This window comes from Paenibacillus borealis, from assembly GCF_000758665.1.
GTDB lineage: Bacteria > Bacillota > Bacilli > Paenibacillales > Paenibacillaceae > Paenibacillus_AQ > Paenibacillus_AQ borealis.
Genome location: NZ_CP009285.1, coordinates 4,581,485 through 4,600,736, shown reverse-complemented (window position 1 = coordinate 4,600,736; position 19,252 = coordinate 4,581,485). Strand labels below are relative to the sequence as shown.

Sequence of the window (19,252 nt, the reverse complement as noted above, 5' to 3'; positions counted from 1 at the left end):
TTTTTAATTTAAAATGTGCTGTATTTTGCACATTTAATTAACAATAGTCTATTTTGGAGGAGATCATATGAGAATTCATTGGTTCGGACACGCCGCATTCCAGCTCACCTCTGAGCAGGGGACGGTGATTCTGATTGATCCGTACGGGAAATTTCTTGGCTACCGGATGCCCCGGGTTCGGGCGGATATACTGGCTGTCACCCATGACCATAAGGATCACAATCAGATTCATATCGCTGAAGGAGACTACGAACTAATTAATAAACCAGGGCATTTCAGTGTAAAAGGTGTAGAGATTCATGGTGTGTCCACTTATCATGATAATGTCGAAGGGGCAAAAAAAGGCAGCAATACGGTCTTTATTTTCACAATTGATGGACTCCGTATTTGTCATGCCGGTGACCTCGGCCATATTCTGACGGCGGAACAAGTGGGGCAGATTGGTGAAATTGATGTGCTGATGATTCCTGTCGGCGGAAGAATGACTCTGGACGGTGCTGGAGCCGCGGAAGTGATGAAGCAGCTGCAGCCGGCAGTTGCCATTCCTATGCATTACAGCACCAAAGCGTTGGGACTGCTTGGCCGGTTTTATTTTGCCAAAGCGGATAAGTTCTTGCAGGCTGCAGGGCGGCCTGTTAACGTAGTAGAAGAGCTGGTCATTACCAGTGAGACTCTTGACGGACAACGTGGCGTATATACTCTTCAATATGAACCAAGCTGAATGGGCTGGAAAAGAGGATTATTGATGTCAACCCTATCTATGACTCCGCGTAAACCGCTATATGTTCTGATTACCCTGATTACCGCTTTGGCTGGCGGGGGGATCTTTGTGCTGCTGCATCTGCCGCTGCCCTGGCTGCTTGGCCCGATGATCGCTGTTCTGATCGGCTCCAATCTGCGGAAGCAAGTGTATACCTGGCCCGGACAAATACGGAATACCGGGATGATTATCGTCGGCTATACCATTGGTCTCTCCCTGACCGGTTCTGCACTGAATCAAATCGCTTTCCAGCTGCCCTCCATGCTGCTGATGACCACACTTCTGCTGTTGTTCTGCGCCGGTATTGCAGTAATTGTATCTAAGATATCGGGAACCAACTACAAGACTATCCTGCTTGGAAGTATCCCCGGCGGGTTAACCCAGATGCTGGTGCTGGCCGAAGAGTCAGAGGATATCAATCTTACGGTTGTCACGGTAATTCAGGTGGTCCGGCTGATGATGATTATTATCTGTGTGCCGCTGCTGATCTACAGCCCGCTGTTTCCCAGCCACGCTGGCGGGGGAGAGAATACACCTCTTATGGTTGAATCTGCTGCGGGATGGGGAGGGCTATTCCCGAATATCCTTTATTTTGGTGTTGCTTGTACGGTAAGCGGAATTGTAGGCCAAAAGATTAACTTCCCCACCGCCTATCTCCTTGGTCCGGCAATCATTACGGCTATTCTGCAGATTAGCGGTCTTCAGGGTCCCGCGCTTCCGGATATTCTGATCAATGCCGCGCAGCTGATGATTGGCGTATATGTCGGATTGCTGCTCGATCCGCGTAAGCTGAACAATAAACTGCTGACACTGTCGCTGGCTGTAGGCAGCGGGGCAGTGCTGATTGCCGGAGCGTATGGTCTCAGTCTGCTGTTCGCTTATCTGGATTCGGTATCATCAGCAACCGCGCTTCTCAGTCTTGCTCCCGGAGGGATGGATCAGATGAGTCTGATCGCGCATGAGGTAGGGGCGGATTTGCCTACGGTGGCCGGGTATCAGTTGTTCCGGACATTTTTCATCTTTTTTGCGGTTCCGCCACTGTTCAAACTGATTTTCCGGGGGAAAAAAAGCAAGACGGCAACGATTAGTTAACATAATAATGATTATGTTAACTAAATCTTAAGTTTGATCAGCTAAAGCGGAATTGAAGTGATAAGAGAACTTAAAATAGAACTTAAAAAGTGAACTTAAAGCAAAGCTTGGGATGCCCTCCGGGGATTGGTCCCGGGCTTTTTCTGCTCGTGCAAATGGTCGATTTCTCAAAATGTAAAAATAATCACATCATTTAAGGTTTCCCGGTGCATATAATCTATATTGAACAGTGTTAAAAAACATTACAGTGTTAAATTAAATAACGCCTTGTTAAAGGAGTCTTACAATCATGGGCAAAGAAGAAAGACAAGAGCAGGAACGGGAAGCGATGCGTAATTTGATTCTGACAACAGCTGGTGAACTAGTGGCCGAGAAGGGGATTAGGCAGCTGTCTATCCGCAAGATCGCTGAACGGATGGAGTATTCTGCCGGGATCATTTATCACTATTTTCAGGGAAAGGAGGATATAGTGGAGCAGCTTCTGCAGAAGGAATACCGGGAGCTGATAGGCGGACTAGCAGGCGGATCTCACATTCCGCAGAGTAAAGTATCGGCTGAAGACAACTTAAGCCAGTCGCTGTCACAGTTTATCCGAATGACAACCGCAGAAGGATCACAATACCGGAATGTGATGCTGAATGATTCGCCGGCTGTGCTTAACCATACTGCAGTACTGCATAAAGGGGCTGCACTGGAGCGTAATGCGATCAGCATGCTCTGCAGGACTCTTCGTCAATTCAGAGGGATGGCATCCCGCAAGGAGGAAGAAATTGAACTTACTGCCCAGGTAATCTGGAGTGCAGCATTTGGACTGATTATGAGGCTGAATGTCGAGAAGAATCTGCCGGAGGAGCAGAAGGAGGCACTGATTACCCGGCATGTTGAGGCCATGCTTCTCATTGCAGGGAGCTGGGACTAAGTTTTTTTGATTATTCGGCTAAGGGGGGGAGAAGGCGATGGGATATAGACGATCAGTTGGCATTTTAACGGGTTTAGTTATTATCCTTGCGATAGCAGCGTCGGGGTACGGATTGCTGTCAGGTCACAGGCCGGGGGAGCATGGAAAGTCTGAATCCTTTACCTCAATCCGGGGGGAGGTGGTCGAATTATACGGCAGGGGAATATACAAATATGATTCAATTTCCATAGCTGCCCAGGCTAAAGCCCAGGATGGAGTTACGCTACTCCTGGGGATTCCTTTGCTGCTCGTTTCACTGGTTATGAGCTTCAGAGGGAGGGTCAGAGGGCGACTGCTGTTAGCTGGAGCCTTGGGATATTTTACATATACTTATGCTTCTTACAGCTTCCTGTCTATGTACAATAACCTTTTTCTAATTTATGTAATATTGTTCTCAGCCAGCCTATTTGCATTTATTCTGACACTGCTGTCCCTGGAGCGGGAGAGAGTAGAACGGTTTTTTAAACACAGTTTACCGGCCCGAAGCATCGGCTTTTTCCTGCTGTTTATCGCATTTATGGTTATGATGTTATGGCTGGGCAGGATCGCTAATTCTATTCGCCAAGGGACAGCACCTGAAGGATTGGAGCATTACAGCACATTGGTGATTCAGGCACTCGATTTAGCCATTGTTGTTCCGCTTACAGCAATTACCGGCGTACTGCTTATTCGCAGGCGGTCTTATGGTTATCTGCTTGCTTCTGTAGTTATAGTCAAAGCTGCCGCTATGCTAACCGCCATCACGGCCATGATCATTGGGATGCTAAGGGCGGGAGTAAGCGTATCTACAGTAGAGCTGGTAGTGTTTCCTGTGTTCAATTTAGGTGTTGTTGTTTGCTTGTACCTTGTATTGAGCAATGTACAGGAACCGGGATAGTCGTCAGACCCTTTTACCATAGATAAGGAGCGGCGGATAATATGAGTAATAGAACACTGATTTTATATGCAGGCAAATATGGATGTACCGAGAAAGCGGCATTTCTGTTGAAATCGAGGCTTGGAGAGGCTGAGGTTGTGAATCTAAAGTATGCCAAGGTGCCGGCGCTGGCTGCCTATGACACGGTGATTCTGGGCGGATCCATTTACTACGGCAAAATCCGTAAAGAAATGGCAGTATTCACATCCAAATATGAGCAGGAGCTGTCGGGTAAGCGGCTGGGACTATTCATCTGTGCCGGGATGAAGGGGGAGAAGGCAGAGCAGGAGCTGAAGCAGGCTTATCCGGAGGTTTTGTACAAAAAGGCACTTGCCAAGGAAATCATAGGCGATGAGATTTATCCGGAGAAAATTTCAGCACTGGACAAATGGGTTCTACGGATGGTCAAGGGGAAAGGGAATGAAGCTGGAGCTGGATTATCTATGGATAAGCTGGACGGATTCGCTCGTACAATGACAGGGAAATAGAAAGGGCTGTGTCCCAAAGGCAGGGGCTGGGGCTGGAATAAGTACGCATCCGGTACGGATTTGATAAAACAGCGGCAGCTAAGAGAACTGATTCTGTTCAAAGTGCTGCCGCCGCACCGAATTTGGAAGGATATAGCATTTAAGCACAATAAGGTTAACATAAATATAATTATGTTAACCATCCTTAGGTTTTTTCAAAAAAATAACAGAAACCTTGCCATACCGTTGCCTACAACTATGTAATTTATTTGCCATCACTATAAAAATTCAGCATATGAAAAATTCACAGTAGACGAACAGGCAGCCAAACTCCACCTAGCAACTTTAATCACACGCAACATTTGAACTTCTTTTATCTACAAACACCCGGAAAAAGAATCGGAATATCATGACCAGCAGCAGAAATCAACAGAATCTTTGTGATTAACTCAATTGTTCCGTCAATTTTGACGCCATATCCAGGGACTTCAGCGCATGCTGCAGGGAAAGAATGGAGTCCGTACCGTCCTGCAGACACTGGAGAGCATGGCGTAAGCTTTTTTCATAAGGATTGTTGGGGATCAAGGGAATATCCTCTTTGCCCGTAGACGAATACGCGGTTAAGCTTGCCTCTGTATCTCCATTCGCAGCACTGCTCTCGTGAAATACCAGCTTCGCCTGCTCGAAATAAGCATCATACCCGACGGTAAAAGGATAAGATTCCGGCATCTGCGAAGAGACAATCAGCTGGGCGCTCACCTCAGGTTGAAGGAAAGAAGCATGCACCAGTGCTTGGCCACTTTTACCTCCAGAGGTACCCCAGACCGCAGAAGGTGCTGGAGAATTCAGCAGCCAATCGATGAAATCCAGTTCATGAATCATCAGGATAGCTGCGATCTTGGAAAGACCCAAATCCCCCCATAACGGGGCGGTTTCCCGGCGCAAGGTGATTTGCAGCAGTTTGCCGTATTTTTTGTCTTGAACCGCCTTATATAGGTACTCATAGGCATAATCGAATTTGATGAATTGGTTGACCAGAATTCTGCGGCCGTATTGTTGTTCAGCCTGGAGCATTTCCTGTGCATCTTCCAGCTTCTGTGCCACCGGCGTTTCGCAAAATACATGTTTCCCGTTTCTCAGCGCTTCCACAGCGTAAGTCTTATGCAGCGCAGAGGGCAGGCAGATATCTACAATATCGATTGTTGGATCAGACATAATCTCCTCTATAGACATCGTAATCTCAACTCCAAGCTCTTCCTTCAGCTTCAGCAGCTTGGCTTCATTTCGTCCGAAGACGATCACACGGTCTATGAATTCCATTTGTTTCAATACCGATGCATGATAAGCTCCAAAACCTGTTCCCAATATGCCAATATTCATTTACAGCAGCTCCTTAGATTTGATACATTCATCATAACGTTCAATTGTTGACAACAGAGTGGCAAGAATAGGTTGTTGAACTATCGGTAGGGGGATTATAATGCGGCTGCACCGCTTGATTGCGATTCTTTTATTGGTTGAATCCCGGGGCAGGATGAAGGCAGCTGCTCTGGCAGAAGCCCTGGAAACGTCTGTCCGCTCCATTTACAGGGATATCGATGTGCTGGCTGAATCGGGAATTCCTCTCGTTACAACAACCGGGCCGAACGGCGGAATTTCATTGATGGAGGGCTATACGGTGAATCTGCGGCGGCTGCATGGCGAAGAGGTGGTTCAGCTGTTTTTGACAGGGATGGGGATGCCTGCAGGCGGTTCGGGCGAGACTGGTCTGCTGCTCCGTAATGCTCTGCTGAAGCTGGAAGCAAGCTTGCCTGCTCCTTATCAGCAGGATATCCGTACTGCACAAAGCCGGTTCCTGTTCGATGATACGCCATGGTGGAGTGAACAGGTGGCAGTACCATACCTGGAGACTCTGCGCGCTGCGGTGTGGCGGGGGCGAAGGATTGAGGTGCAGTACCGCAAAGTAAATGGTGAGCTCTCTCACCGAAAGCTCCATCCATATGGGCTTGTGATAAAGCAGGGGGCATGGTATCTGGCCGCTTATTGCGAGGGCGCAGAGGCTATTCGTACGTTTAAATGCGAGCGGTTTGCCGCGGTGTCGTTAATAGAGGGGACCTATACTATTCCTGAACACTTCTCCCTCCAGGAATACTGGAAAGAAGGAGAGCTTGCCTTCATTAATGCCAGTAAAGCGCGGGAAATCTACCCTGTAGTGATCCGGACACCGGCATACTATCAGGAGATCATTAACGGCTTAGAAGTGTTGAATACGGAAACTGACGGTGAATTTCAACTCATTACTGTGAATATGTACGATTATGAATCTGCGTGCGAGAGGGTATTACCCTTGCTCGTCCAAGCTGAAATTGTGGGCCCCGCAGAGCTTCGTGAATTCATTGGCAGGCAGGCTCGTTATTGGAATAAAATGTATTGTTGAATTTGGGTAACATAATAAATGTTATGTTAACTTAAAAAACTGTGATCTATGGTGGGATAACAAGGTAAACAAAATAATCCCCAGACCTAAGCTTCTCAGCTAAGTCTGGGGATTATTGATGTCTTAAGCACTTATGTTAGCCTTATTGCCAGTCTCGGCAAGCTCTCTAATTCTGAGTCTTTTATGCGCCGTAATCAGGAAAGGAAGGCCAAAAGCCGTTGTCAAAGCCAGCGGAACGAACACGGCCGGACCATTCGCCGTACCGAATTGATCGAGTAACAGCCCCCCGAGAATCGGCGCCATTACATTGCCGAGATTATTGAAGCCGATGGTGCCGAAGTAAGTACCTTTCCACTCCGGACGGGCAATCCGGTCAATCAGCATATCCATCATCGTGAAGAGCAGCACTTCCCCGATCGTGAATAAGACAACACTGAACATCAGTAGAGCGACTCCGCCAGGCATCCCAAACAGCAGCAGACTGAGTGCGACGCAGCAATTTCCTAGGATCAGAGGAATGATTGGCGGGAATTTACTCGCTGTGCGGACGATCGGGTATTGCACCACCAGCACCGTTATTGCGTTCAGAGACAACATATAGGAGAAAAACTGTCTGCCATTGCTGAAATGGGGGTTGTTTGCCAGATATTGTGCCAGTGTTGAACTGAAATGCCCATATCCCAGCACGCAGAAGATAGTACCAAGCAGAACAGGCAGGAAGACCTTATCTCTTCCGGTGGTAGACAGTGCTTCCAGCAGCTTCGGTGTCCGGGCTTCGCCATGAACCGGCAGGCTGGCACGGTGTACAGAGAATTGCAGAAACAGTACAAGTCCATAGGCGATGTAGACGATACCGGCGATCAGGAACGGGAACGTGGATTTGGCTGAGCCCAGCTGCAGGCCAATGATCGGCCCGAAGACCACACCCAGATTCACCGCTGCATACCGCAGATTGAAGACCAGCAGCTTGTGATCCGGAGGGGTAATATCCGAGAGTAAAGCCCGTGAAGTCGGTTCGAATACTGCGCGGCATAATCCATTCAGCGTATTGACGAGGAAAAAGACCCATAAATGCTGTGCAGCCGAGAAGCCGAAGAACACACAGGCCCAGCCGAATACGGACACCAGCATAACGATTTTACGACCGATCACGTCAGAGATGTAACCGCCATAGAAGCTGATCATAACTCCTGCCAGAGAGCTGACAGCTACCGTAAATCCTGTCTGGGTGGCAGTAGCGCCAAGGACCTGCGTCAGATAAATCGATAGAAAAGGGATGCTCATGGAAGTTACCAGCCGGCCGAACATCGTTCCAATGATAATGGTCCAGGCCAGAGGGTGAATGTGCCGCAGATGCTGTTTCATAGAATCAGTTGTCTCCTAATCGGGTGGTATGAATTTGGTGAATGCTTCTTGATGCTGGATTAAGTATAATTGTATAGATAAAAGGGGGAAATAAAAGTGTAAGGTTTACATGTTACTTTTCACCTTTATAAAGGAGCTTGGATAGATGGACAATAGCAGCATGAATTATCTCTGTTTAGCCGCAGCCTTAGACCCGGCATTTATTATACAGCAGCCCATTCCGGTCACTATTGAGCAACTCACCGCCATCCTCTGCTGCACGCCGCGAAATGTTAAGTTTATTCTGCGGAAGCTTGAGGAACAGCAATTGATCACCTGGATACCCGGCAGAGGAAGAGGGCATTATTCGCAGCTGACTTTCCTGCGCAGTGTGGACGAAGTGCTGGAGGAGAAGTTTCAGGACATGGTCAGTAAAGGCCGGATTAAACCGGCTATCGAGTTAATTGGCCAATATCAGGTTAATGAGCCGCTTAAGGAACGTCTGCTGACGGTACTCGACAAACAAATGGGCTTCTGGAGTGAACCAGGCTCCACATCCGGGCAGGAGGTGCTGCGGATTTCCCGTAACCGTCCAATGGAGAAGCTGGACCCGGCGATGGTGTATACAGCTTTTGAAACCTATTTGCTGGGGCATATTTGCAGTACATTAATTACCTATGATGCAGAGAATGGAGGCTTTATGCCCGGGCTGGCTCATACTTGGGAGGCTAATGCGGACAGTACAAGTTACCTGTTCTACTTGCGCAAGGGGGTGAGGTTTCACCACGGACGGACGATGACTTCACGCGATGTCAAAGAGACTTTGCAGCGTCTGATCGGTCTGGATAGTCCGGCGATCAGCCATTTTAAGGATATCTGTCATGTCGGGCTGGAAAGTGATTATCGTATCCGGTTTGACCTCGTGCAGCCAAACACCTTCTTTCTGCATCTGTTCAGCTCAATCTATATGTCTATTCTTCCTTATGATGTGGATTTCGCCGCTAATCCGGTAGGCACGGGGCCCTATCAGGTACTGGATCTGAATGAGGATGTACTGGTGCTCGGTGCATATGATCTCTATTACGGAATACGTCCTCTTCTGGACCGGGTGGAAATCTGGTATTTACCGCACTTGGGCTCGAGTGTACGCCAGTATCAGCTTACGGACGCCGGGCACAACCCGCTTCCTGCCGGGGAAGACCAGGGTCATAGCATTGATTACCCGGCCTTGGGCTGCCGGTATATCCTGTTTAATTTTAAAAGAGAAGGCCTTCATCAGCAGCAGGCTGTAAGGCAAGCGTTACGGATATTGTATAACCAGCCGGCCATGATCCGGGAACTCGGGGGCAACCGGATTATGCCGGCGGACAGCTTTCTTCCCTGGAAGAGTAGTGACCATGAGTTCACAGAACCTCCGTTAGAAGAAGCGAGGGCATTACTTGAGGCTGGCGGCTACGGGGGAGAAGTGCTGACGATTGCCTACCGGACCCGGAAGGAGGATCAGGAGGAGGCGTCATGGCTGCTGGAACGCGGCAGGAAGATAGGACTTCAGCTTCAGCTCCATCCTCTTACTGAATACGATCTGACGGACATCATGAATCACGCAGACTTGCTGATTGCCGAAGAGGTGCTGGAGGATGACTGGCAGTGGGGGATGATCAATTATTTCCGGAATGAATCGAACTATCTGCATGATCTTCTGTTGGATCGTCAGAAAACAACACTGAAGCGGGTTCTGAATCATTTCTCCCGTCTGCCTGCCGAAGAGAGGGCGGAACTGCTGGATCTGTCGGAAAGTAAACTTCGCGACAACTGCTGGGTGCTGTATGGCTGCCATATGAACAAAAAAGCGCAGCTTAGCCAAAACCTGTTCGGACTGCAGACCGGCTCTTTCGGATTTCTGGATATTTCGAAGCTATGGGTTAAATCGGGATTCCAGTAATTCGACCTCCAACTCACCGCAACTGATAGAAAATTGCCGCATGGGGTATATAGATACATAGACCACGGCGTGAGCCGTACGAAATCAGCTGCGGAGGCGTTTGCCGGATTTCGGTATATGAGCTTAAGGAGGCTGCCGGATAATGGAGCAGACAAGCGAAAGCATAAGAAGTTTAATCAAGAAGGGCAATAAATCCTCAGGCTCGGCTGCTATCGGCAATACAGGCATTGCCATCGTTAAGGGAATCGCTTTTGCACTGACAGGCAGCGGTTCAATGTTTGCCACAATGATGCATTCGATTGCCGATGCTGTGAATCAGATGTTTGTATTTACAGGCAGTGTGCTGGCGGAGAAAAGACCGACACGCCGCTTCCCGGACGGATTCGGGCGGGTGATTAATCTGTTCTGCATGGTGGCTGTAATTGTCGTAACCATCATGGCGTATGAGACGATGCATGAAGGATTCCATCTGCTGAAGCATCCGGCGACAGATTCCCAAGGCTACTGGATCAACGTGCTGGTGCTTGTGTTATCGATCGCGGCAGACGGATTCGTCTGGGTTAAGGCCATGAACGAGGTGCTGCATGAATCACGGGTCGAGGCCAAGGGGCTGGGCAAGTTCACGGCTTCCCTCAAAAATGTGAAAAGAGCCGCCCCGCCTACACGGCTAGTCTACTATGAGGATCTGGTTGCAACCAGCGGCGGGCTGCTCGCCATGATTGCTATTCTGGTTACTGCTTTTACCAATTTTAAGCTGCTGGATGGTGTGAGCAGTATTCTGATTGCCTTCATGATGATCGGGGTGGCCTTCCGTGTAGGCTACGACAACATGGTCGGGTTGATCGGTGTGGCTGCACCGCCGGAGATTGAGGAGCGGGTGGCGAAGATTATTTTTGATGACCCGTGGGTGACGGATATTTATCAGATGCGGATTCTGCAGGAAGGGCGTTATTACCACGTCGAAGGACTTATTGAGCTGAAACGGGGACTGACGCTGGCAGATGCCGATGACATCAAGTTCAAGGTCCGGGACAAGCTGCTTGCAGACCCGCATATTTCGGATGTGACGCTCGGCATACTCGAGGATAATGGAATTCAGAACTGGGTACCGCAGCATGAGCTGCAATGAGCTAAGCTTAATCTGAATTGAAAAAATGATTAACAAAGAAACGGCTGCTGCCCGAAGGGGACAAGCAAGCCGTTTCTTTGTGCAGGCGAAGCTGCGGTTAGCTCAGACTGCAGTCTGCTGCTTGCCGTCACATTTCTTGCAGACGGTGAGCTTCTCGCCCGCCGGACCTTTGCCGAAATACAACAGCTTAATACGGGTGCTCCCGCAGATCGGGCAGGTGCCTCTTGCTCTGGAAGGGGTGCGCCAGAGTGCCTTGCCGCGCTTGTTTTTGGCCATGATACGTCCCACCTTTGTAATGTATACGCCTATCATATGCCCAGAGGGAACTTACGGTTCTGCCGGCGCTGAAATCATTTGAAGGGAAGAGACGGCCGTTGAAAAAGGGGCTGAAATGGCCGAAATTTGCCCCGGAAAAACAGCGTATAACATAAATTATACGCCGTTTTAGTTTATATGGACTTTTATATGAGTTCCGGCACTAGTGATCAGCTTAAATAGAGTCAATTAAGTAGAATAATAATATATTAATGTTATATAATCCCATTTACGAGCTTTGCTTATTCTTTCATAGTTTCCCGGCCCGGTACGCATGCTATAATAATTGGAAAACAAACGCTGGAGGTATTTCATTGATACATAGCAGCCCGGAACATAAATGGAGATCGGACAAGCTGTCTCATCTGGGGTCGTCGATTTTTGCTGAGGTGGCCGCCTGGAAGTCGGAAGCACGTAAGTCTGGACTAGAAGTGATCGATCTCGGAATTGGCAGTCCGGACCGGGCGCCTCTGCCTGAGATCCGCCAAGCCTTAAGTGAAGCGGTGCTGCGGGAGGATAGTTACTCCTATCCCGCCTCCAAAGGAAGCGAAGCATTCCGCATGCAGGCGGCGATGTGGATGAAGTGGCGGTTCGGTGTGGAGGTCGATCCGGATGAAGAAATCGTGTCTCTGATGGGTTCGCAGGACGGACTGGCGCATCTGGCACTCGCGGTCTGCAATCCGGGGAATCTGGCAATAGTTCCGGATCCCGGTTACCCGATATATTCAGGGTCACTGGCTATAGCAGGTGTTAGGGCCTGGCCGCTGCCGCTGCTGGAAGAGAATGCATTCCGGCCCGACCTGGAGAGCATACCTGATGAGGTATGGCGCGAAGCGGTATTTATATTACTCAGCTTTCCCGGCAATCCGATTTCCGTCACGGTAGATCTGGCTTATATGGAGCGGTTAGTAGAGCTCGCCCGTAAATGGGATGTACTAATCATACATGACCTGGCTTATTCGGAAATGGGCTTCGATGGCTACCGGCCGGTCAGCATCCTTCAGGTCTCTGGTGCGCAGGATACGGCTGTTGAATTTCATTCCTTCTCCAAAAGCTTCAATATGGCTGGCTGCCGCATCGGCTTCATGACAGGCAACGCTCACGCCGTCGGGGCGCTGCGGGAGCTGAAGAGCAATGTGGATTACGGTGTCTTCGATCCCATCCAGGAAGCGGCAGTCGTAGCGCTGGAGCAGGCAATGACTGCCGGACCGGAGCAGGGAGTGGCTGCGCTGTATGAGCGGCGGCGGGATATCTTTGTGGAAGCTTTGGCTCGTGAAGGCTGGAGTGTGCCATTGCCGGAAGCAACGATGTTTATCTGGGCGAGGCTGCCGGAGACCTATGGGGTGAACGGTGAAGCGGGAAGATCGCTGAATTTCGCCCATGATCTGCTGCTGAAGACCGGGGTAGCGGTTATTCCCGGAAGTGCTTTTGGGAGCCAGGGAGAGGGGTTCGTCAGAATAGCGCTGGTTGAGGATGAAGAGCGGCTCCTGGAAGCCACCCGGAGGATAGGGGAGTTTCTGCGTACGGACGTTTAAACCCGGGGACTACTGATATTCTTGTGGCAGGGCAACGGCTAGTATGTTGTGTTCAGTAGGAATCAGTGCGGTTCCATGATCGATGGTTATATTGCCGAAGTATGGAGACTTTGCGCCGCTGTTGATCATCCCCAGCAGTGCGCCGGTATCGGAATGGTTGATCGAGATATAGCCATTCTTGTAAATGGCGAATACTGCCTTGCCAACGCGCTGCAGGTGCTCAACCTTGTCTGCCGGCTGATCGAATGGAACGACACTGTCGTTGGCAAGATTTATTCCGCTAATCTGTGTCTCATGCTGAAAGAAGGCCATTCCGCCCGACGGACCGGCCAGCCAGTTGCCGAAGCTTGCATAGCTTGCGGGGGCCGTAACGGCATAGGTTCCACGCGTAAAGCGGGTCAGGATGTATTCATCTTGGTCGAGATTCCCGTCTACCGTATAAACATAGGAGTTCTGGATGGAGGTAGCGTAACTCCCCAATCTGGAGATGTCATCCAGCGGGTTATAGTTTTCGCGGCCTGAAACTTTGCCTGTAGCGGGATTTAGCTGTACTAGAGTCAGCTGGTAACCCGGCACGGCCTTTGCCGTATTCCCCGCTGCAGCTTTTGCTTGTTCGCGAAGTAATAGTTGTCCATTCTGGGAAGTCACATAATTGTATAAACCCTCAATTCTCCACAGCCGCTTCCCGGTAGCCGGATCAAGGCCGTAGAATTGGGTGCGGATATTATCGACCGTGCTGGAAACGACGAATACACCTGAATATTCTCCATAGATGGTCCCTGCATACATAGGAATATCCTTGTTCTCCCATAGTTTCTTGCCGGTAACCGGGCTATAGGCCGCGACAACGCCATACTCATTGGCGAAATAGACTTTTCCGTTAATCAGCCGGGCCTGTGCACCAATCTCTATCGGCCGCTCCGACACCTTAACCTTCCAGATCAGCTTTCCGGTTGCAGCGGATACTTTGACAAGCTGTTCCTTATTGTCGATGAAGAATACGGAGTTATTCGTGACAATTTGCGGATGCGCTCCCTGTTTGTACGACCACAGGGTTTTGCCAGTGGCTATATTTTTGGCATACAGTGTAATGCTCTCTGAGAAGTAGAGGATTCCGTTCATAATAGGCGGTATGCTGTCATACATGCCCATGCCATTCGTGGCTACCTGCCACTTCAGCGGCAGCAGCAGATCTTTGGAAATCGAAGTGACTGTATTGTTTGCGGACGCAGCATGCGCTGTACCCGGCAGCAGGTTGGGGGAAGAGATGGCGATGGCGGATGACAGCAGGGAAATGGCTAGTAAGCTGGAGAGGATAGGTTTGATTGTCGGCAATGGATTCAGCTCCTTGAAGGTTGTTAATCTAATGAATAAGACGCGGGAGAAAACGATAGGTTGCTAAAATAAGGAAGACAATATTGTAACCATAGGTGCAGACAAAACGATAACCAAAACCATAACCAAAACCATAACGTAACATAATATATATTATGTTAACCTGTTAATTCGTTAACCGGAATTTGGGGTAATAAGGAGCAACTACAGTTATCAGGAGGTTGCCTTTATGGGATTCAATTTCGGAGGCTTTGGCGATAAAATACAAGGATTAGTTGATACATTCAAAGAGGGCGGAGCCGGTGAACTGCTGCAAAAGCTGCCGTTAGACCAGCTGCCTGTTGACCAGCTGCTGGAGAAGCTGCCGCTGGATCAACTGCTGTCGGGATCTTTTCTGCAAAAGTTCACACCGTTCGAATCATTGACGGAGCTTCTGCAAAGCGGGGGATTCTCTGCCGGATCGGCAGAGGAGCTGAAGGCGCTGCCGCAGGATCAGCTGAACGAGCATGTCACGAAAACCACCTCCTTCAGTTCACTGAAGGATATGCTGGTCAAAGCGGCGGAGTTCTATTCGCAGCGGAAGTAAGAGCTTGCCCACTGTGCGGGAATAGCAAGTAAATAAAAAAGCGGCAGCCAAGGACGGATATCGTCCATAGCTGCCGCTTTTCTAATATGGGTTAGTGCTTGAGCCAAGCCGTTGCCAGCAGCAAGGCCCCTTTTTTGGCATGAGTCTCTGCCAGGGCGTTGAGCATCACGAAATCGTGGATGATGCCCTGGAACCGGACTGCCGTAACAGGTACTCCTGCTTCGCGGAGTTTGGCTGCGTAGGCTTCGCCTTCATCCCGGAGAACATCCGCTTCGCCGGTGATGATTAAGGCTTCCGGCAGACCGCTAAGCTGCTCCAGGCTGGCCCGCAGCGGTGATGCGGTAATCTGTGCCCGCTCCTCAGGATCAGTCGTATATTGATCCCAGAACCATTTCATTCCGGTGCGCTGCAGGAAATATCCTTCGGCGAACAGGTGATATGATTCTGTATCAAAGGACGCATCGGTTACAGGATAGAAGAGCAGCTGCTTGGAGATGGCCGGGCCGCTCCGCTCTTTGGCCATGAGTGTAATGGCAGCGGTCATATTGCCGCCTACACTGTCCCCGGCAACGCTAAGCCTGGACGCATCAAGTCCATAAGTGGAGCCTTCTTGTCCGATCCATTCCAATACGGCGTAGATTTCTTCAATGGCTGTAGGATATTTGGCTTCAGGGGACAGGCTGTATTCCGGGAATACGACAGCTGCTTCAGCACCAGTAGCCAGCTCGCGGATCAAGCGGTCATGCGTATGGCTGTTCCCGAATACCCAGCCGGCTCCATGAATATAGAGAATAACCGGAAGAGAAGTCGGAGCCGAGCCGATGGGGCGGACGATACGAACCTTAACCTCGCCGCTGGGACCACCGGATACGGTGAGATCCTGGATATCGGCTTCGGGTTTGAATATATCACTGGATTGGACTGTATTTACAGTTTCGCGGCCTTTCTCAGGCCCGAGATCGGGCAGAAAGGGAGGCTCGGAGTTGTCATCAGCGAATTTCTGGGCTGCGGGTTCGAGAACAATCTTCTTGTCTTCTGGCATGGTTTACAGTCTCCTTCTTAGTTCTGATTTAGGTCAGCTCTCCTTCATCCATAACCACCTGACACTTTTCTGAAACGTAAAGCGAACGGAAGCCCTTGGTCAAAGCGTATATCTAGTGAATGAAGAAGGAGGAAGAGGGAGTGAAGGATTATCCCATCACAGAGCAGCAGGCCCAAGAAATGTTCGAAGCGCACTCTTCCTACATTTACGGCATTGCGCTTCCGAACATCTGGATGGGTGCAGTGCTTGAAGATGATATTGGAACCTTGTATATGAATCAAGGAGGAGACGGGGGCACCGCAGACTACTATTACTTTAACTTCTCGCCGCTGACGGAGCTGAACCCCAAGCCGGAATATGTAACGCTGATTGTCTCTGAGACACTTCACGTTGAGGAACTGGAGCAAGGTAAAGAGCATAAGAGCCTGACCGGGTCATTCCCGGTAACTTTGTAGGGCGATCAGGGAAGAACGGTTACGGTCACCGCTGTTGATTACGAGGACAAGCAGACAGTTGTGTACTATGAGGCCAGTCAGGCGATGAGTCAGTTTACGCAGCTATCACTGCAGGGGGACAAGGTGATTAATCTTCCCCACAGGACAACCGGTTCGGACAAGCAGAGATAAGCTGGCATTTAAGCTGATTTTCCCGCCGGTGCAGCCGTCAGATAAGCTTGATATTATACCACAGCACTATTCATATCCGGCGGACAGACAGCAATTCCGGCTGCGGATTCCGCTTAAGTGGAACGAATAGTGCCAGAAACTCACCGTTTCATATCGAAAAAACAGGCTGCCTCGTCCAACTAAGGATGAGTGCGGCCTGTTTATTTAATCATTCTTATAATGCGCGCCGGGAAATCTCTTCAGCATCTGTAACTATAGCAGTATTTCCTCCACGCTTACGTCCATGTCTTAAATAATCCACCAGAACAAACAGCACGGTAATCAGCAGCGGATAGACGATTGCCCAGCCTGTAAACGGAAACACGGCTACCGTAGCGGCAAAAGAAATCCAGCTGATCGTTACGCCTGCCCGGCTGCCCCGCAAGAGGCGGATTCCTGCAGCACAACCGCCAATATAGGTGAGGATAAAAGTGGCATTGGGAAATTTAATCAATGTCGTAATCGAGAGCAGGCCGCTGCCATACAGCGATAACACTGCTGCGAAGCAGAAGGTCAGGAAGCCGATCGCTCCGACAGGTGTCTGATAGCGGTCGGATAGACGGCCCATCCATTTCGGAGCGTATCCCTGGCGAGACAAGGCATAAGCTACGCGTGATGCAGCGCTTGAATAGGCGATGATCGTGGCCGTACATATGAAGAGTCCGGTGAGTCCTGCAATGAATCCGCCCCAGGCTCCGAGCGGCTGGCTGATGATCCAGACCAGCGAAGAGTCGGCACCTCCGCGCAGATAGCTCTGCGTACCGACAGTAGCGAGTGCCGAGAGGAAATAGAGGATTCCGACAATGACCGCAGCGATGGTAACACCCTTGACTGCAGCGCGCTGCGGGTCCTTGAATTCCTCAGACAGATGCGAAACGGCCTCCCAGCCGATGAAGCACCAGAAGAGGATCGCTGCCGCCTGCCCGACGCTCATCCAGCCATGCGGAACAAATGGTGTGAAGTGGACACTCTCCATTCTTGGCAGAGCCGCAGCAAAAGAGAAGACCAGTACGGCAACAATCGCGATCACAACGGCGATTTGTACTTTTCCGGCCACTTTCATACCGATCACGTTGATAATCAGGCCAATGGCCAGCATCCCTGCAGCGATGGCAATTCTAGCCGGATCGCCCCAGCCCATGGCGGCTGTCATATAACCCGCACCGGTCAAAGCAGCGACAGGACCGCCGATCGGCACCGACATCAGGAAGAACCAGCCGACCAGTGCGCCGGCCTTCGGACCGAAGGCCAGGGTGACGAAATGGGACACCCCTCCGGCATTAGGGAATTTAGCCGAGAGCAGACCCATGGACAGCGCGAGCGGTAGGATCAGCAGGGTCATGAAACCCCAGGCGAGCAGCGAAGCGGGGCCGGCCATCTCGGCTGCCAATCCGGGTACGATTAATACACCTGAGCCGAGGACGGCTCCTATGTACAGGGCAATCGCCTGCGGCATTCCGATATTCCGTTGTAATGATTTATTTTCCTTCATATAAATAGTCCCGCTTTCCTTGTATTTAAATATAGAGTATCAGATAATAGATCCATTGGAAAAACGGAATTATCGAATGGAATCCATTCGAATAACCGATAGGTTGAAGGAGGTCCCTATGGAGTCTAAGCATCTGTTCACCTTTCTCGTTGTGGTCGAGACCGGCAGCTTTACCCGCGCAGCCCAGAAGCTTGATTACGCCCAGTCCAGCATTACTGCACAGATACAGGCGCTGGAGGCAGAACTGGAGCAGCCGCTGTTTGACCGGATCAGCAAAAAGATCATTCTCACCGATGCCGGCCGCCGCCTGCTGCCGTATGCCCAGGAAATCTCCAAGATGCACACCATGGCTGAGAACGCCCTGCGGTCTGAGACGGAAATATCCGGTTCGCTGCGGATTGGTGCGCCTGAATCTTTGGCTGCCTTCCGCCTTCCGGGAATTATTAAGGAATTCCGCAGCCGTCATCCGCAGGTGCAGATTACACTGAAGCCGGGAGCCTGTTGGGAACTGACGGAATTCGTCCGCTCAGGTGAACTTGATATGGCCTTTCTTCTCCAGCCGGAAACAGAGTACAAGGATATGTACTGCAATACTTTAATCCACGAAGCCATGACGCTGGTCGCTCCGCTCGATCATCCGCTGCTGGAACTGGCAGAGGTAGAGCCGCTTCATCTTAAAAATGTAACGATTCTGCATACCGAAACAGGCTGCACCTACCGCACGTTGTTCGAGCGTCATCTGAACAGCCATGGGGTATTCCCCGATCCGAATCTGGAGTTCTGGAGCATTGAAGCGATTAAGCAGTGTGTGATGGCCGGACTCGGCATTTCATTCCTGCCGCTGATTACGGTACGGAGGGAACTGGCCGAAGGCAAGCTGGCCCGGTTGAACTGGAATGATGAATCACAGCGGGTGGCTACCCAGATCGCTTACCACAGTAAGAAGTGGAAATCACCAGCGCTCAGTGAGTTTCTTGGAACGGTGCAGAAGCATGCTGTAATGTGGAGGGAAGAGGAGGGCAAGGGGTGACGACAGGATTGAAGTTCTTGAGTTTCCGTTCACTCAGTTTAGGCCAAAATGTTGTACGTATTGCAATTTTGAGTCCTTGATACTCGGGTGTTTGTTAAAGATGTTGTACAAAATACAAGAATTTCTCCTCCAAGCCACTTGAAGAGGTGAAAATGCTGTATTTTCTACAACAATTCCGGGTTTTAGCCGGGATAGAGAGGGAAATGT

18 protein-coding genes are annotated in these 19,252 nt (G+C 50.2%); 12 read left to right on the top strand and 6 right to left on the bottom strand.

Annotated features, from left to right (window positions below; genetic code table 11):
* Positions 1-67 precede the first annotated feature (67 nt).
* The 5 genes from PBOR_RS19170 (at position 68) to PBOR_RS19150 (ending at position 4,214) form a co-directional block, all read left to right on the top strand.
* On the top strand, positions 68-721 hold the full coding sequence (locus tag PBOR_RS19170) for an MBL fold metallo-hydrolase (RefSeq protein ID WP_042214382.1): 654 nt from the start codon (positions 68-70) through the stop codon (positions 719-721).
* Between the two features lie 24 nt (positions 722-745).
* A complete protein-coding gene (locus PBOR_RS19165; protein ID WP_052429561.1) occupies positions 746-1,852 on the top strand; it encodes an AbrB family transcriptional regulator in 1,107 nt (368 codons plus the stop codon).
* Positions 1,853-2,141: 289 nt separating this feature from the next.
* Complete coding sequence (locus tag PBOR_RS19160; RefSeq protein ID WP_042214380.1) at positions 2,142-2,771, top strand: TetR/AcrR family transcriptional regulator; 630 nt, start codon at positions 2,142-2,144, stop codon at positions 2,769-2,771.
* A 394-nt stretch (positions 2,772-3,165) separates the two neighbouring features.
* A complete protein-coding gene (locus tag PBOR_RS19155) occupies positions 3,166-3,687 on the top strand; it encodes a hypothetical protein (protein WP_218918841.1) in 522 nt (173 codons plus the stop codon).
* 41 nt (positions 3,688-3,728) lie between these two features.
* Positions 3,729-4,214 carry a flavodoxin domain-containing protein gene (locus PBOR_RS19150; protein WP_042214378.1) on the top strand — a complete coding sequence of 162 codons (486 nt, stop codon included), beginning with the start codon at positions 3,729-3,731 and terminating at the stop codon, positions 4,212-4,214.
* A gap of 423 nt (positions 4,215-4,637) precedes the next feature.
* Here the strand turns inward: PBOR_RS19150 and PBOR_RS19145 are convergent, their stop codons facing one another.
* Positions 4,638-5,573: a Gfo/Idh/MocA family protein gene (locus PBOR_RS19145; RefSeq protein ID WP_042214375.1), complete on the bottom strand. Its 936-nt coding sequence runs from the start codon at positions 5,571-5,573 to the stop codon at positions 4,638-4,640.
* A gap of 100 nt (positions 5,574-5,673) precedes the next feature.
* On the opposite strand from PBOR_RS19145, the gene PBOR_RS19140 reads away from it, so the two are divergent.
* A complete protein-coding gene (locus PBOR_RS19140) occupies positions 5,674-6,630 on the top strand; it encodes a helix-turn-helix transcriptional regulator (protein WP_042214372.1) in 957 nt (318 codons plus the stop codon).
* A gap of 123 nt (positions 6,631-6,753) precedes the next feature.
* On the opposite strand, the gene PBOR_RS19135 is transcribed toward PBOR_RS19140, so the two are convergent.
* Positions 6,754-7,995 carry an MDR family MFS transporter gene (locus PBOR_RS19135; protein WP_042214370.1) on the bottom strand — a complete coding sequence of 414 codons (1,242 nt, stop codon included), beginning with the start codon at positions 7,993-7,995 and terminating at the stop codon, positions 6,754-6,756.
* Positions 7,996-8,140: 145 nt separating this feature from the next.
* On the opposite strand from PBOR_RS19135, the gene PBOR_RS19130 reads away from it, so the two are divergent.
* Positions 8,141-9,916 (top strand): ABC transporter substrate-binding protein, encoded by a 1,776-nt coding sequence (locus PBOR_RS19130; protein ID WP_052429559.1) that lies wholly within the window; start codon positions 8,141-8,143, stop codon positions 9,914-9,916.
* Between the two features lie 142 nt (positions 9,917-10,058).
* Positions 10,059-11,045, top strand: coding sequence for a cation diffusion facilitator family transporter (locus PBOR_RS19125; RefSeq protein ID WP_042214367.1), 987 nt, complete (start codon positions 10,059-10,061; stop codon positions 11,043-11,045).
* A gap of 102 nt (positions 11,046-11,147) precedes the next feature.
* Here the strand turns inward: PBOR_RS19125 and PBOR_RS37430 are convergent, their stop codons facing one another.
* Positions 11,148-11,321 carry a hypothetical protein gene (locus PBOR_RS37430; protein ID WP_167549554.1) on the bottom strand — a complete coding sequence of 58 codons (174 nt, stop codon included), beginning with the start codon at positions 11,319-11,321 and terminating at the stop codon, positions 11,148-11,150.
* Positions 11,322-11,674: 353 nt separating this feature from the next.
* On the opposite strand from PBOR_RS37430, the gene PBOR_RS19120 reads away from it, so the two are divergent.
* Complete coding sequence (locus PBOR_RS19120; protein WP_245647833.1) at positions 11,675-12,895, top strand: aminotransferase class I/II-fold pyridoxal phosphate-dependent enzyme; 1,221 nt, start codon at positions 11,675-11,677, stop codon at positions 12,893-12,895.
* A 9-nt stretch (positions 12,896-12,904) separates the two neighbouring features.
* Here the strand turns inward: PBOR_RS19120 and PBOR_RS19115 are convergent, their stop codons facing one another.
* Positions 12,905-14,230, bottom strand: a complete 1,326-nt coding sequence (locus PBOR_RS19115; protein ID WP_042214365.1) for an outer membrane protein assembly factor BamB family protein — start codon at positions 14,228-14,230, stop codon at positions 12,905-12,907.
* A 229-nt stretch (positions 14,231-14,459) separates the two neighbouring features.
* Between PBOR_RS19115 and PBOR_RS19110 the strand changes: the two genes are divergently transcribed.
* The gene (locus PBOR_RS19110) at positions 14,460-14,816 is read left to right on the top strand and encodes a hypothetical protein (protein ID WP_052429558.1); all 357 of its coding nucleotides are present in this window, start codon (positions 14,460-14,462) and stop codon (positions 14,814-14,816) included.
* A gap of 91 nt (positions 14,817-14,907) precedes the next feature.
* Here PBOR_RS19110 and PBOR_RS19105 read toward each other — a convergent pair whose 3' ends face one another.
* Positions 14,908-15,858: an alpha/beta hydrolase gene (locus PBOR_RS19105; protein ID WP_042214363.1), complete on the bottom strand. Its 951-nt coding sequence runs from the start codon at positions 15,856-15,858 to the stop codon at positions 14,908-14,910.
* Between the two features lie 140 nt (positions 15,859-15,998).
* Between PBOR_RS19105 and PBOR_RS19100 the strand changes: the two genes are divergently transcribed.
* On the top strand, positions 15,999-16,313 hold the full coding sequence (locus tag PBOR_RS19100; protein ID WP_042214362.1) for a hypothetical protein: 315 nt from the start codon (positions 15,999-16,001) through the stop codon (positions 16,311-16,313).
* Between the two features lie 385 nt (positions 16,314-16,698).
* On the opposite strand, the gene PBOR_RS19095 is transcribed toward PBOR_RS19100, so the two are convergent.
* Positions 16,699-18,015 carry an APC family permease gene (locus PBOR_RS19095; protein ID WP_042214360.1) on the bottom strand — a complete coding sequence of 439 codons (1,317 nt, stop codon included), beginning with the start codon at positions 18,013-18,015 and terminating at the stop codon, positions 16,699-16,701.
* A 118-nt stretch (positions 18,016-18,133) separates the two neighbouring features.
* Between PBOR_RS19095 and PBOR_RS19090 the strand changes: the two genes are divergently transcribed.
* Entirely contained in the window at positions 18,134-19,045 is a 912-nt protein-coding gene (locus PBOR_RS19090) for a LysR family transcriptional regulator (RefSeq protein ID WP_042214358.1), read from the top strand.
* Positions 19,046-19,252 lie beyond the last annotated feature (207 nt).

What these genes read in the sequence shown, in the direction of transcription:
- PBOR_RS19135 (WP_042214370.1), bottom strand. Translation starts at nt 7,995, where the DNA reads ATGAAACAGCATCTGCGGCACATTCACCCTCTGGCCTGGACCATTATC.
- PBOR_RS19165 (WP_052429561.1), top strand. Translation starts at nt 746, where the DNA reads ATGTCAACCCTATCTATGACTCCGCGTAAACCGCTATATGTTCTGATT.
- PBOR_RS19155 (WP_218918841.1), top strand. Translation starts at nt 3,166, where the DNA reads ATGTACAATAACCTTTTTCTAATTTATGTAATATTGTTCTCAGCCAGC.
- PBOR_RS37430 (WP_167549554.1), bottom strand. Translation starts at nt 11,321, where the DNA reads ATGGCCAAAAACAAGCGCGGCAAGGCACTCTGGCGCACCCCTTCCAGA.
- PBOR_RS19150 (WP_042214378.1), top strand. Translation starts at nt 3,729, where the DNA reads ATGAGTAATAGAACACTGATTTTATATGCAGGCAAATATGGATGTACC.
- PBOR_RS19095 (WP_042214360.1), bottom strand. Translation starts at nt 18,015, where the DNA reads ATGAAGGAAAATAAATCATTACAACGGAATATCGGAATGCCGCAGGCG.
- PBOR_RS19145 (WP_042214375.1), bottom strand. Translation starts at nt 5,573, where the DNA reads ATGAATATTGGCATATTGGGAACAGGTTTTGGAGCTTATCATGCATCG.
- PBOR_RS19090 (WP_042214358.1), top strand. Translation starts at nt 18,134, where the DNA reads ATGGAGTCTAAGCATCTGTTCACCTTTCTCGTTGTGGTCGAGACCGGC.
- PBOR_RS19125 (WP_042214367.1), top strand. Translation starts at nt 10,059, where the DNA reads ATGGAGCAGACAAGCGAAAGCATAAGAAGTTTAATCAAGAAGGGCAAT.
- PBOR_RS19170 (WP_042214382.1), top strand. Translation starts at nt 68, where the DNA reads ATGAGAATTCATTGGTTCGGACACGCCGCATTCCAGCTCACCTCTGAG.
- PBOR_RS19140 (WP_042214372.1), top strand. Translation starts at nt 5,674, where the DNA reads ATGCGGCTGCACCGCTTGATTGCGATTCTTTTATTGGTTGAATCCCGG.
- PBOR_RS19130 (WP_052429559.1), top strand. Translation starts at nt 8,141, where the DNA reads ATGGACAATAGCAGCATGAATTATCTCTGTTTAGCCGCAGCCTTAGAC.
- PBOR_RS19105 (WP_042214363.1), bottom strand. Translation starts at nt 15,858, where the DNA reads ATGCCAGAAGACAAGAAGATTGTTCTCGAACCCGCAGCCCAGAAATTC.
- PBOR_RS19110 (WP_052429558.1), top strand. Translation starts at nt 14,460, where the DNA reads ATGGGATTCAATTTCGGAGGCTTTGGCGATAAAATACAAGGATTAGTT.
- PBOR_RS19160 (WP_042214380.1), top strand. Translation starts at nt 2,142, where the DNA reads ATGGGCAAAGAAGAAAGACAAGAGCAGGAACGGGAAGCGATGCGTAAT.